Source organism: Pelosinus fermentans JBW45, assembly GCF_000271665.2.
GTDB lineage: Bacteria > Bacillota > Negativicutes > DSM-13327 > DSM-13327 > Pelosinus > Pelosinus baikalensis.
Genome location: NZ_CP010978.1, coordinates 2139104 through 2152785 on the forward strand (window position 1 = coordinate 2139104; position 13682 = coordinate 2152785).

Annotated in this window: 13 protein-coding genes; 10 read left to right on the plus strand and 3 right to left on the minus strand. The window is 37.6% G+C overall.

Features of this window, described 5'->3' with window-relative positions; all coding sequences use genetic code 11:
* The first annotated feature begins 26 nt into the window (after window positions 1-26).
* The 7 genes from JBW_RS09145 to mglC all read left to right on the plus strand — a co-directional run bounded on the left by JBW_RS09145 (window position 27) and on the right by mglC (window position 8384).
* The gene (locus JBW_RS09145) at window positions 27-1166 is read left to right on the plus strand and encodes a PP2C family protein-serine/threonine phosphatase (RefSeq protein ID WP_007953349.1); all 1140 of its coding nucleotides are present in this window, start codon (window positions 27-29) and stop codon (window positions 1164-1166) included.
* Between the two features lie 127 nt (window positions 1167-1293).
* Window positions 1294-1659 (plus strand): aldo/keto reductase, encoded by a 366-nt coding sequence (locus JBW_RS23760; protein WP_071882482.1) that lies wholly within the window; start codon window positions 1294-1296, stop codon window positions 1657-1659.
* A 341-nt stretch (window positions 1660-2000) separates the two neighbouring features.
* Entirely contained in the window at window positions 2001-3173 is a 1173-nt protein-coding gene (locus JBW_RS09155; protein WP_007953346.1) for a galactokinase, read from the plus strand.
* A 220-nt stretch (window positions 3174-3393) separates the two neighbouring features.
* Complete coding sequence (locus JBW_RS09160) at window positions 3394-4593, plus strand: ROK family transcriptional regulator (RefSeq protein WP_007953344.1); 1200 nt, start codon at window positions 3394-3396, stop codon at window positions 4591-4593.
* 93 nt (window positions 4594-4686) lie between these two features.
* Entirely contained in the window at window positions 4687-5712 is a 1026-nt protein-coding gene (locus JBW_RS09165; protein ID WP_007953342.1) for a galactose ABC transporter substrate-binding protein, read from the plus strand.
* Window positions 5713-5836: 124 nt separating this feature from the next.
* Window positions 5837-7354: a sugar ABC transporter ATP-binding protein gene (locus tag JBW_RS09170; protein WP_007953341.1), complete on the plus strand. Its 1518-nt coding sequence runs from the start codon at window positions 5837-5839 to the stop codon at window positions 7352-7354.
* Window positions 7355-7370: 16 nt separating this feature from the next.
* Window positions 7371-8384 carry a galactose/methyl galactoside ABC transporter permease MglC gene (mglC, locus tag JBW_RS09175; RefSeq protein ID WP_007953340.1) on the plus strand — a complete coding sequence of 338 codons (1014 nt, stop codon included), beginning with the start codon at window positions 7371-7373 and terminating at the stop codon, window positions 8382-8384.
* A 170-nt stretch (window positions 8385-8554) separates the two neighbouring features.
* On the opposite strand, the gene JBW_RS09180 is transcribed toward mglC, so the two are convergent.
* Window positions 8555-8851 carry a hypothetical protein gene (locus tag JBW_RS09180; RefSeq protein ID WP_007953338.1) on the minus strand — a complete coding sequence of 99 codons (297 nt, stop codon included), beginning with the start codon at window positions 8849-8851 and terminating at the stop codon, window positions 8555-8557.
* Window positions 8852-8885: 34 nt separating this feature from the next.
* On the minus strand, window positions 8886-9338 hold the full coding sequence (locus JBW_RS09185) for a hypothetical protein (protein WP_007953337.1): 453 nt from the start codon (window positions 9336-9338) through the stop codon (window positions 8886-8888).
* A gap of 405 nt (window positions 9339-9743) precedes the next feature.
* On the opposite strand from JBW_RS09185, the gene JBW_RS09190 reads away from it, so the two are divergent.
* From JBW_RS09190 to JBW_RS25295, 3 genes are all read left to right on the plus strand, one after another.
* Window positions 9744-10256, plus strand: coding sequence for a hypothetical protein (locus tag JBW_RS09190; RefSeq protein WP_007953336.1), 513 nt, complete (start codon window positions 9744-9746; stop codon window positions 10254-10256).
* Between the two features lie 155 nt (window positions 10257-10411).
* Window positions 10412-11098, plus strand: a complete 687-nt coding sequence (locus JBW_RS25290; protein WP_007955602.1) for a helix-turn-helix domain-containing protein — start codon at window positions 10412-10414, stop codon at window positions 11096-11098.
* A 26-nt stretch (window positions 11099-11124) separates the two neighbouring features.
* A complete protein-coding gene (locus JBW_RS25295) occupies window positions 11125-11991 on the plus strand; it encodes an IS3 family transposase (RefSeq protein WP_071882479.1) in 867 nt (288 codons plus the stop codon).
* Window positions 11992-12106: 115 nt separating this feature from the next.
* Here JBW_RS25295 and purB read toward each other — a convergent pair whose 3' ends face one another.
* Complete coding sequence (gene purB, locus JBW_RS09205; protein ID WP_007954421.1) at window positions 12107-13465, minus strand: adenylosuccinate lyase; 1359 nt, start codon at window positions 13463-13465, stop codon at window positions 12107-12109.
* Window positions 13466-13682: the final 217 nt, after the last annotated feature.

A 13682-nucleotide genomic window follows, 5' to 3' on the forward strand; every position in this document is an offset into this window, starting at 1 on the left:
GAGTTATTATTCTAGGAGGTGGTTTGATGAAAAATAGTATTTTAATCGTTGATGATCTGACTTTTAATCGAAAGCAAATTAAAGCAGTATTAAAAGATATGCAGCAGATTGAATTTTATGATGCGGAAGATGGATTTCAGGCGATTAAAGAAGTTGAAGATAATGATATTGATTTAATTATATTAGATTTAATGATGCCAGGCAAAGATGGATTTGATGTCCTTAGAGAACTAAAAGCTGATGCTAAATACAAAGATATTCCGATTATTGTCTATTCAGGAATGGATAATATTGATAGTGTAAATCAAGCATTAGAATTAGGTGCTTATGATTATTTTCCCAAACCCCTGACAATGGAGCAAATACAATTTGTCGTTCCTGTAAAAGTTAAAAATGCATTGGACAGTTATGTTCAGCGCAAAGCGTTACTGCGTATGCATGAAAAGATGAAGTTAGAATTAATGCTGGCAAATGTTTTGCAGCAAACATTAATAGCAACCTCAAAAAAAGGACCACTGGCTGATATGTATGGTAAATATCTTTCTTGCGATGAAATTGGTGGGAATTTTTATGAATGTGTACAGTTTGAAGACAATGTCTGGTTTATTATGGCAGATGTTTCAAGTCATGGAGTAGCGGCAGCTATGATTGCTTCGATGATTAAAGTGGATTTTACGAATTCGATTAAGTACTTGTCTTGTCCTGCAGAAGTTTTGCGTCATATGAATGATACTTTCTATTCTATGATGCAAGGGGATTATACTTTCACTGCTGTTGTGGGCAAAAAGCAAGGCAATGTTCTTGCATTCGCTAATGCGGGTCATAGCCATCCTATGGTTTATACACATGAAACAGATCACGTACATGTTCTCTATTCAAAGGATAAGCCTGTCGGCCTTGTGGAGAAAGCAGAATATAGTTCCCATAAGATTATAGTTAGTACAGAAGATATTATTTTTCTTTATACAGATGGATTATTTAATACCCGGGAACAATATGATATGGAAATGAATTATCAGGACTTAAGTGGTTGTTTTATGAACTATAAGCATATCATTCAAGAGAATCCGGAAGAGTTTTTTAATGTCGTGTTACGATTATTTGCAGGAATTGCGGATGAAAAAGTAATTGATGATGTTTCCTTGATGTTGATTAAAATTCACTAGCTGTAGATAAACCTGATCAGGCGAAAAAAGCCTTTGCCATTCTTACAGCTTTGGGAACGCCTTGCCTGATCCATCAGCCTAGGTACTCGATGCTGGATCGATGGATTGAGGATGGTTTATTTCTCTACTGGAGGATGCAGGGGTTGGTTGTATCGCTTTTTCCCCTTTAGGCAAGGGAGTGCTGACCAATCGGTATTTATATGGAGTACCTGAAGATTCTAGAGCTGCTAGTCAAAGTACCTTTCTAAAATCAGAAGACATTACAGAAAATCTGATTTTGAAAGTTGCCATGCTAAATAAGATTGCTGAACAAAGAAAGCAAAGTATGGCACAGCTGGCTTTAGCTTGGGTTCTGCGCAATAAGCAGATGACTTCTGTTTTAATTGGTGCCAGTAAGGTTAGCCAAATTGATGATTGTGTAGGAGCATTACAACGTCTTGATTTCACTGTAGAAGAGTTAGATGCGATTGATCGTATTTTAGAGAGTCACTAGTGAGGTAAGTATCATTTTATTATACATAGATGTTAATCCAGAGACTGAACCACTTCTGTTTTGAGGTTTGTATAAATTTAGTCATATACCTAAAATAGACACATATCGTAAAATAACTTAGCATTTTGTTAAGTTATTTTTATTTATAAAAAAGTTATCGGAAAAAACTGAAAAATGCAGCAATAAAAAAGGAATTTACCAAATAATAGCGAATACATTATTTTACTTAGTAAAACATTTAAAAAAGTATTGTTATTTGATCATCGATAGAGAAATGGGCATACTGATTCACGCCATAGCAGATTGATTAGCAGAGGGTCTTATAATTAGGAGGGTTAGTCATGAATGTTCTTCAATTTAAGGACAGATTTCACAAAGAATATGGAAGCAGTAACAATCAGCCAATACATTGCTTTTTCTCACCTGGTAGAGTTAACTTAATCGGTGAACACATTGATTATAATGGCGGTTATGTATTTCCAGCAGCCTTATCTTTAGGGATTTATGGTGCAATACGCTTTCGCTCAGACAACCTAATTCAGTTGAAATCTGCCAATACAGAGCCGATTGTTTCTGTAGATCTAAAGCAGCCCATTGTATTTAACGAAAAAGATCGTTGGGCTAATTATCCCAAAGGCGTAATAAAACATTTGCTGGATGATGGATGTTTGCTAAAAGGCTGTGACATTTTGTTTTCAGGTAATCTTCCTGATGGAGCAGGTCTTTCCTCCTCGGCAGCTCTCTTAGTTTTAGTAACCTTCATGTTACGTTATGTTGGCGGAGAAACCAATATGGATAGGGTTGGATTGGCTAAGTTCTGCCAGCAGGTAGAAAATCAATTCATGGGAGTTAATTGTGGAATTATGGATCAATTTTCAGTGGCGATGGGAAGGCAAGACCATGCCATATTATTGGATTGTGATACCTTACAATATAAATATACTCCTTTTGTATTAGGAGAATATAGTTTAGTCATTATGAATACCAATAAGAAACGAGAATTAGCAGATTCGAAATATAATCAACGCCGAGGCGAATGCGAAGCAGTATTAGGGATTATACGAGAGCAGCGTCAAGTGGCGAGTCTTTGCCAAGTATCTTTTGAGGATGTAGAAGAATATGTGAAAGATGATGTATTGCAGCGTAGAGCGCGTCATGTTATTTCGGAAAGCCGTCGAGTCTTATTAGCCGTTGAGCTTCTGGGCCAAGGGGATCTTACGGGTTTTGCTAATCTTATGACTCAGTCTCATATATCTTTAAAGAATGATTATGAAGTAACAGGTTTAGAACTAGATACGATGGTTGAATGTGCCATTAAGAGGACTGAGTGTATTGGTGCACGTATGACAGGAGCTGGATTTGGCGGTTGTGCTATTGCGTTGGTTGCAACGGATCAATTAGAATTATTCACTGTGGCAGTAAGCCAGGAATATGAACAAAAGACAGGTTTGAAACCAGACTTTTATGTTGCAAGAATTTCAGATGGTGTAAAAGCCATTGACTGCTCCAGCTAAAAGATTGGATATTATAATGATTACGCAAAGAATTTTGAATATTTCTAATTATGAAAAAATATTGCGGATGATAATAGCAGGAAGTTGTATAAATATTAAATCCAGGGAAGTGTTGGCATATAATCTGAAATGATTTTTAGATATTGTGCTACATTCTTGGGTCCAGAAGAATTTTAATGGTGTGCGCCACTAAAGGGTAGGGGATAGAGTGGAAAATGTTATGGCAAATAGTTTTAAATTAGGAAGCAGTAATGATGCATTAACACTGAATGTGATTCGACGCCAGGGACCCGTATCCAGGGTGGAAATTTCAAAGATGACAGGTTTAACTCCGCCGACGGTTACCAATATTACAACGAAGTTACTAGAATTGGGTTTGATAGCCGAAGATCGAATTGGGGAGTCCAGTGGTGGGCGTCGGCCATTATTATTAAAAATTAATAGTCTTTTGGCAACTGTTATTATTGTATATATTCGCTCTGAAAGAATGATCGGATATGTGATAGATCCCGAATTTCAAATACAATTAGAAGACAGCAGAAGTATTAAAGGCAAAAAAGAAGATGAAATTTTAAAGATGTTGCTGGATATTATTAGTGATTGTCGCAAAGGAGCTGGTGTTCCAGTGCTTGCTGTAGGAGTTGTGGTTCGCGGTCCAGTGAGAAGAAAAGATGGAATTGCTGTATTTGTGCCTAATATTGGCTGGCGGAACACACCCTTGAAAGGGATTATTGAGGAACATATTGGTTTACCTGCCTTTATTGAAAATGATGTGAAAGCATTAAGTAATGGTGAATATTATTATGGTTCTGTAAAAGATGCCAAAAGTATGATTTTATTAAAAGTTAGTCATGGTATTGGCGGTGGTATTATCTTTAATGGCAGTCTCTATCGAGGTGTCAATGATAGTGCCGGTGAAGTGGGTCATACGACAATTGACATTGCGGGTCCTATATGTAGTTGTGGGAATTACGGTTGTTTAGAAGCATTAGCTTCAGAGAATGCTTTAGTGGATGCAGTAGCAAAAGCGATTAAGGAAGGGCAAAGCTCTATTATTTACGACATGGTAAAGGGAGAGTTGAAAGATCTGACTCCCGAGGTCATTTATAAAGCAGCAGATGCTGGTGATGAGTTAGCGATTCGTATGTTAGGACAGGTAGCAAGATACTTGGGCATTGGCATTGCAAATCTTGTTAATACTTTTAATCCTGAAATTCTTATAATTGGCGGAGGTATAGCGAGAGGACGTCAATATATTGAAGATATAGTTAGACAAATTGTTGAAGATCGATCTTTTGAAAGTTCTAGCAATGTTTTAGAAATTAGTTTTTTAACTACGACAACAGAAAATACTCTAAAAGGTGCAGCCGATATTGTATTTGCTGAAATTACAGAATCAATATGGCTGGGGCAGCGGTAATTGCTAATGGTGGCACTATTATAAGACCAAGAACGTATTCTAGGTTTTATAATCTGTAATATCCACACTAAATTATTGGAGGAGGGTTAAACTATGAAAAAAAACTGGAAGGGACTTATGGTGGCAACGCTCTTAGCTGGGGCATTGGTAGCTGGATGTTCGAGCTCAACACCACCTGCTGCAGATGCAAACAAAGGTGGTAAAAATTTAATTGGTGTCGCAATCTATAAATTTGATGACACATTCATGAGTGGTGTACGAAGTGCCATCTCCAAAGCTGCTGAAGGCAAGGCCCAATTAGAGATCGTTGACAGTCAGAACTCCCAGCCAACTCAGAACGATAAAGTTGATTTATTTATTAACAAAAAAGCAAAAGCTCTTGCCATTAATCCAGTTGATCGCAATGCGGCAGGTGTAATTATTGATAAAGCAAAAGCTGCGAATATTCCTGTAGTATTCTTAAACCGTGAACCTTTGCCAGAAGATATGAAAAAGTGGGATAAGGTATACTATGTGGGAGCCAAGGCTGAGCAATCTGGAATCATGGAAGGCCAATTAGTAGTAGACTACTTTAAAGCTCATCCTACCAAAGATGGAGTCATCCGCTATGTTATGTTAAAAGGTGAGCCAGGTCATCAAGACGCTGAAATGCGTACTAAATTTGCTATTAAAGCAATTGAAGATGCAGGTTTAAAAGTTGAAAAAGTAGCTGAAGATACTGCAATGTGGGATCGTGTAAAAGGTCAAGAAAAAATGGCGGCTTTCCTAGCAGCTCATGGGGACAAAATTGATGTTGTGCTTGCAAATAATGATGATATGGCTTTAGGCGCTATCGAAGCGTTAAAAGCTAAAGGTTATTTTAAAGATGGTAAATTCATGCCTGTAGTTGGTGTTGATGCTACTGCTCCTGCATTAAAAGCACTGGAAGAAGGTACACTTTATGGTACCGTTTTAAACGATGCTAATAATCAGGGTAAAGCTACTTTTAATCTTACTGATGTATTGGCTCAAGGTCAGACTCCTAGTAAAGAAAATACTGGTTATACGATCACAGATGGTAAGTATGTCTGGATTGATTATAAAAAGATTACGAAAGAGAACATGAACGAAGCTAAATAATTTTCTTCTTTGGGGAACGAAAAATTTTAAAATGGCAAGGGTTAATGTATCTTAGATTGTACCCTTGCCATTTTGATTACTAAGGGATAGTAAAATGCCTTTGAGAGAAAGAGAGGCGCTTAAAATGACAGAAATTGAATTTTTACTTGAAATGAATAACATCTCTAAAGAATTTCCGGGCGTTAAAGCACTTGATGACGTAACGCTTAAGGTTAGGCCTGGTACTGTACATGCTCTCATGGGAGAAAACGGTGCAGGAAAATCAACGTTAATGAAATGTCTTTTTGGGATTTATCAACAAGATGCTGGTGAAATTATCTTAAATCAGCAAAAACTAGAAATACATAATTCTAAAGATGCATTGAATTATGGCATATCCATGATTCATCAGGAATTGCATCCTGTTCCTCATCGAGATGTAATGGAAAATGTATGGTTAGGACGTTTTCCTATGACAGGTTTTGGTCCCTTTCAATTTGTAGACCATAAAAAAATGTATGCCGATACTACTGCTTTATTTCAACAATTGGAAATTGATATTGATCCCAATGCATTGGTTAAAACCCTATCTGTATCAAAAGTGCAGTCGATTGAAATTGCTAAAGCTGTATCCTTTAATTCGAAAATTATCGTGATGGATGAACCAACATCTTCTTTGACTGGTAATGAGGTGGAACAGTTATTTAAGATTATACGTGACTTACGAAAAAGAGGAGTTTCGATCATTTATATATCTCATAAAATGGAAGAAATTCTCCAAATATCAGATGATGTTACAATTATGCGGGATGGTAAATATATTGGTACCTGGAATGCTTCAGAGCTGACCACTGACTTAATTATTTCTAAGATGGTTGGACGTGATCTCACCCAACGCTTTCCAGAGCGCAGCAATGTACCTGGTGAAGTGGTGCTGAGAGTAGAAAATCTTACGTCGCCCAATCCTCGGTCTTTTAAAAATATTACTTTTGATCTTCGAAAAGGCGAAGTACTTGGAATCAGTGGGCTTGTAGGTGCCCAACGTACGGAACTGGTGGAAGCAATTTTTGGATTGCGTACCATAGCAGACGGTAAATTTATTTTGAATGGGAAAGAGGTCAAAATTAAGTCGCCAGCAGATGCAAAAAAATATAAAATTGCATTACTTACGGAAGAACGACGTGTTACAGGGATCTTTCCGGTTTTACCTGTCGTGGAAAATACAGCGATTGCGGACCTAAATGCTTATCAAACATCTTATTTCTTTCTTAACGAGAAAAAGATGAAAGAAGATACAGCGAAGAGTGTTGAAAAACTTAGAATAAAAACGCCCTCTATCAAGGAGCTAATTAAGAACCTGTCCGGGGGGAATCAGCAAAAAGTTTTAATTGGGCGATGGTTGCTTACTGATCCGGATATATTGCTGCTTGATGAGCCAACTCGTGGTATTGACGTTGGAGCAAAATTTGAAATTTACACGATTATTACAGAGCTTGCCAAGCAAGGGAAGAGCATCATCATGATATCTTCTGAAATGCCTGAAATTTTAGGGATGTCGGATCGAATCCTGGTAATGTGTGAAGGACGACTTACGGGCATACTGGATCAAAAGAATGCTACTGAACGAGAAATTATGCGCCATGCAACCTTATATTTGGTGTGAAAAAGGAGGTTAAAAAATGAACTTTGATACGAAAAAATTGAATGAATTCTTTTTGCAATATGCAATCTATGGTGTCCTAATCGTTCTTATCATAGCAATTACTATCTATAATTCAAATTTTTTATCAATAAATACCCTGCGTGATATTTTAATGCAATCTTCTACTAGGGTAATCATTGCTCTCGGTGCTGGCTTTGTATTGATAACAGCAGGTGTTGATCTTTCCGCCGGACGTGTGGTAGGTTTGGCTGCTGTATTATCCGGTTCCATGTTGCAAATAGCAGATTACTCGCGAAGGTTTTTTCCAAACCTGCCTGATTTGCCAATCTGGATCCCAATTCTTGTGGCTGTTATTGGCGGTCTTATTGTAGGTATAGTCAATGGATGGATTGTGGCTAAATTTAGTGTACCACCGTTTATTGCAACATTAGGTACCTACGTTATGGTTTATGGCGTAAATTCGATTTATTTTGATATGAAGCCAAATGAATCACAGCCAATTGGTGGCTTAAGACCTGATTTTACAATCATCGGCTCGGGATCAATTGGCACTGGTCCCTATTCGATTCCCTATATCGTGCTGATAGCCCTGATCGTAGCTTTTGTTGTTTGGGTGATTTTCAACAAAACAAAGCTAGGTAAAAATATGTATGCCATTGGCGGTAATATTAATGCTGCAAAAGTGTCGGGAATTAATGTTGGTCTTAATTTGATTATGATTTATGCAATTGCGGGAGCACTTTATGGCTTTGCTGGTGTACTGGAAGCTGCAAGAACAGGTGGTGCGACTAACAATTATGGTAACATGTATGAGTTAGATGCAATTGCTGCTTGTGTCGTAGGCGGTGTTTCTACGACCGGCGGTATTGGCACAGTGCCAGGCATACTAGTAGGGGTAGTAATTTTTACGGTTATTAACTATGGCTTAACCTTTGTTGGAATGAACCCTTATTGGCAGCTTATTATAAAAGGTCTCATTATTGTTTCAGCAGTTGCAGTGGATATTCGAAAATATATTTCCAGAACCTAAGAAAAAAACGCTGCGCGTCCTTTAAAAATAAGACCTTTTGAACGCAAAGACACGAAGAATAGGAAGAACACGAAGCAAATTATAAACGTTTGCCATGAAAAAGCAAAGTGACTACCGATTGGCAGCCACTTTGTTTTTTATGATTGTATCATATTTATTTCCAGTTTATATCAGAAGGGATTAAAGGAAAAAATGCTGGAATTAGCATTAGCATAAAGAACTTTTTGCTTTCGTTTTTTTGTTATTGGTGTGTGTTTAGAGTAGTTATACAACAGCTCAGTTGTTATTTCGGAATAGAGTGTACCGTCTGGTCTTTGGATTTGATCTTCTACCATCCATTTTTTTATATCTGATATGGTAAATTGGGTAGGTAACATTTCAGCATCAACTGCTAATTTCATATCCTCAATCAGAGATGCTTCACACAATACAAGAGACTCTGCTTTTTTGCCCTGGTTTAATTCCATAATATGAATTCTCCTTTCTAGTAAGGGGCTTTTATTAATAAATGATACGAATACTGCCATCTTTATATATTTCTATATCATTATAGCTATCGAATATTCTTTTTGCTGCATCGCTGCTTACGGTGCTAAGTTCAATGTTGCCATAGATAATCTCATGATAATGATTGAAAGTTCCTAGGTTGTTAATTGCCATATAACAGTGAGCGTTATTTCGATAGCCTGTAGGTGCTAGCTTCACGCCATGTTTTTTTAGCCATTCGACCGTTGCCTCGTGATTTGGAAGGCTTTTGGTCAGATGGGCAATAGCATGGCGATCTGTACCGACATGTCCTATTTTAAAATGATCCAGACATTCTTGGCAAATACCTTTAGCTCCGACAAAAGCGACTGCTACAGGTTTATCCTCATAGCAATAAAAACAGGTACCATTATTATGACGGTGCCATTTATAAATATCTTCATATGTTTTTTTCTTGCGAAAGGTCATGAGTTCAAATCTCCTATGTATTTTATAGTACAAACCCTAATGGCGCAGGTACAATGTCCTCACCAATATTCACAAGGCTAGGGATGATGCTGTACTAGTATACCTGTTTATCTTCATCTTGTATACACGGTTTTTGTAGGAAATCAACGTGATTCTGACTATTATGAGTATAGTCTAACATCATAGCGATTCTGAAAAAATATAAGGTAGGAGATGAGATAAGCAGGATACTTCTGTCTTATTGCGAATAGTACAAGAAATGATGATCGTAATCCTCATTGTATTCATTTAAACTTCTTCTTTCATTATTCTACATTGTTATTTGAAGATAGTAAACATGCTAACTAAGATTTTGCAGGTATGATTATAAAGAAGCAGAAAGCCACTTTAAGGAGGAAATTAGTTTTGTTAATACCATGGGAAATTGTAGCCGAGGATAGCGAAGAGGCACGTAACCTTGTAGAAAAATTATTGGAGGTTGCGGCTAGCGATCCTCTTATTTTGAGTGAAATCATGCGGGGGGTATTGCACGAAGATCCCTGTATTAAGATGCAAGCTGCATCTATGGTAGAAAAGGTGACACGTGTTCGTCCTTTATTCTTGACACCTTATAGAAGAGTATTACTCAATGAATTCTCGAAGATCAATCAGCCTGGAGTACGCAGGCAAGTTGCAGTGCTCTATGGGCGCATAATGTGGGATGAATGGGAAATGAAGCAAGTGGTTGTTTTGCTTAGCCAATGGATTGAGACACAAGAAGATGAAGAGAGTGTTAAGAACTCCATCGAGTCTCTTCATAAACTGGCTATGCAAAAGGAATGGATTCTTCCTAAATTTAGGGAGTGCCTGGTGAAGACTATAGAACATGGAAATCCTGGCATCAGCAGTTTAGCAAATGAAATTCTTCATCTGCTTTAATTACTAGAAGTGAGTCTCTTAGGTTGGAAGCGCAGTCTTGAGAGAAGAGAGGATCAATCAAGTAGCAAGAAAAAAATGAACTGCCGCCTAGATTTGTGATATGCTACCCCTATATAGGACACTGAAATATAAAAGTCCTATATGGGGGTATTTCTATGTCTAGAAAAAGTAAGATTGATCCAGTAGAAAAAGTAAAAATTGTTGAACGATACCTGAATGGCAAAATTGGCATTAGACAAGCGGGAAGAATTGCAAACGTAGCCTACCAAAGTGTGCAGAGATGGGTGCGAATATATAAAGCAGAAGGTCCTATCGGATTGCTTAATCAAACCAAGAACCGAAGTTATTCAAAAACGTTAAAGATGAATGCGGTTAATGACTATCTGAGTGGAAAAGGATCACTTGGTGACATTTGTCAAAAGTACGATATTCGTTCTAACAAGCAACTTTGTGATTGGATAAAGGTGTATAATTCTGGTGGAATACTTAAAGAATCCACTGGAGGTACATACATGACAAAAGCAAGAACAACAACTCCTGAAGAACGATTACAGGTAGTCAAGGATTGTTTAATGAATGATAAAAACTATGGAGCAATGGCAAGCAAATACAATTGTTCTTATCAACAGATTCGAAACTGGGTCAAAAAGTATGAAGATATGGGAAGGGCTGGACTTGAAGACAGACGTGGTCACCGTGTTGGTTCGCAGCCAAGTCGTAGTCCAGAAGAAGAGCTACGGGATAAGATTGCAGAGTTGGAACGAATGAACACCGATCTACAAATGGAGAATGATCTGTTAAAAAAAGTCAGGGAACTGGAGAGGAGGGATCACTATCTTTAGTACAGTACCTTACAGCCTATATAGCTATCAAGGAATTATCTTCAACCAAAGGCTATCCAACAAAAAAATTATGTAAATATCTTAAAATCACGCGCTCTGCTTATTATCGTTGGCTCAATCATCCAAAGAGTGATAGTGAAATTAAGAATGAACGTATTTCGGAAGAAATATATACTATCCATAAACAACATCCAGATATGGGATACCGCCGTATTCGTGATGAGCTGGATGTAAATTACAAAATTGTTGTGAACGATAAACGCGTTCTTCGTATTTGCAGAAACAAAGGAATTCAATCCACCATTAAATGGAGACCAAAAAGTTGTACCAGATCTGCTCGAAATCCGGACCACATCGCAAAAAACTATTTAAACCGTGAATTCCACGCTGATATGCCTAATGAAAAATGGCTTACGGATGTTTCTGAATTCAAATATTATATCGGTATTGAAGTTCACAAGATATATCTGAGTGCCATCCTGGATTTATACGACCGCAGAATTGTAGCCTTTAAAATTAGTAATCATAACGATAATCCATTGGTTATGGATACTTTTGATGAAGCTGTTCGTTTGGAACCGGAGGCTCATCCGCTGTTCCACAGCGACCGTGGTTATCAATATACAAGTGCTCAATTCCATATGCGTTTAAAAGATCATCACATGAAGCAAAGTATGTCCAGAGTAGCCCATTGCATTGACAATGGACCAATGGAAGGATTTTGGGGAATTTTGAAACGAGAAATGTATTATGGTCATCGTTTCACTAATAGAGATAATCTAGTGGAGGCTATAACTGATTACATAGATTACTACAATAATCGACGTCTGCAACGCAAGTTAAATGTAATGACACCAATGGCATACCATAATCATTATAGATTGGCAGCATAAAAATATCGCCAACCGTTATCAGGCTGGCGATAGAAAAATTTATTATTTTTTATTGTCCTCTTGACGGGTAGCACACCATTGTAGGCGGCAGTTTATTTTAAGTATTGTCGTTTTCTTACTTTATGTGCTTAACCAGTTCTACAGCCAAGCCGATATACTTTTGTGGCGTTAAAGCGAGTAAGCGAATTTTATCTTCTTTTGGCAACTCTACGCTTTCGATAAAAGAACGAATTTCTGCTTCGCCAATTGCTTTTCCTCGAGTAATTTCTTTTAACTTATCATAGGCATTCGTATGTCCATGCTTACGCATCACGGTTTGTATAGCTTCTGATAGGACCTCCCAAGCATCGGTCAAGTGACTTTCAATAACCTGATTATTAGTCAGGGTTTTGCCAAAACCTTTTAAAGCATAAGACAAGGCTATATGAGAATATCCAATGGCAGCTCCTATATTGCGTTGCGCCGAGGAGTCGCTAAGATCTCTTTGTAAGCGGGATATAGGCAGTTTATTTGCCAGATGATCCAGTAGCGCGTTGCTAAGCCCCAGATTTGCCTCTGAGTTCTCAAAATCGATAGGGTTGACCTTATGAGGCATGGTTGATGAGCCAACTTCACCACTTATGGTTTTTTGTTTAAAATAACCCAAAGAGATATACAGCCACATATCTCGGTCAAAATCTAGGACAATATTATTAAAACGGTTGATGGCATGGAAACATTCTGCCACATAATCATGAGATTCTATTTGGGTTGTCAGCGGATTGTATTCCAGACCCAGTCCCTCAACGAAATTCTTGGCAACATTTTCCCAGTCGATTTCAGGATAGGCAATTTGATGAGCGTTAAAGTTACCAACGGCTCCATTAAATTTTCCTAGAAACTCAAGACTGCGGATTTGTTTCAACTGTCGATTCCACCTGTACACAAATACAGCAAGCTCTTTTCCCATAGTGGTAGGAGACGCGGATTGTCCATGAGTATGTGCCAGCATTGCAACGTCTTTTAAGGTTTCGGCTTTGTTTGCCACTTCGGCAGCAAGCTTTTTAGCAGCTGGCAGCCAAACTTTATGGATGCCGTCCTTTAGCATTAATGCATAGGATAAATTGTTGATATCCTCAGAAGTACAAGAAAAATGAATAAACTCAAGAACATCAGATAATGAAGTCGTACTCAGTGTATCTCTTAAGAAATATTCAACAGCTTTCACATCATGATTCGTAATTTTTTCGATCGCCTTAATTTTTAAAGCAACTTCTTCATCAAAAGTAGTAACAATCTTTCTCAGCAACTGTACTTCGTCAGATGTAAAAGTTCGTACTTGATTGAATTCGGGGTTAGATGCCATGGTAATCAGCCATTCAATTTCTATATGGGTGCGATATTTCATTAATGCCCATTCTGAAAAAAAGTCGCCTAATGGTTTGGTAACAGATTCATAGCGTCCGTCAAGCGGAGTTAAAGATTTAATACTCATAAATACCCTCTTTATTCTATAGATTTTTGTAAAAACCCTAAGTAAGCAGCGAAAGCGTAAGATAGGGTGTCAAATGTATGACGCACTGATACTTTTGGGGGTTGCTAGTATTATTTTATCACTATAGTCAAACTTTTTCCAAGAAGAAATATCGTATTTCGATATATATTGTCAAAAAAGATAGTGATAGAAACGATAAAGCAACAGTGCTTGCAGC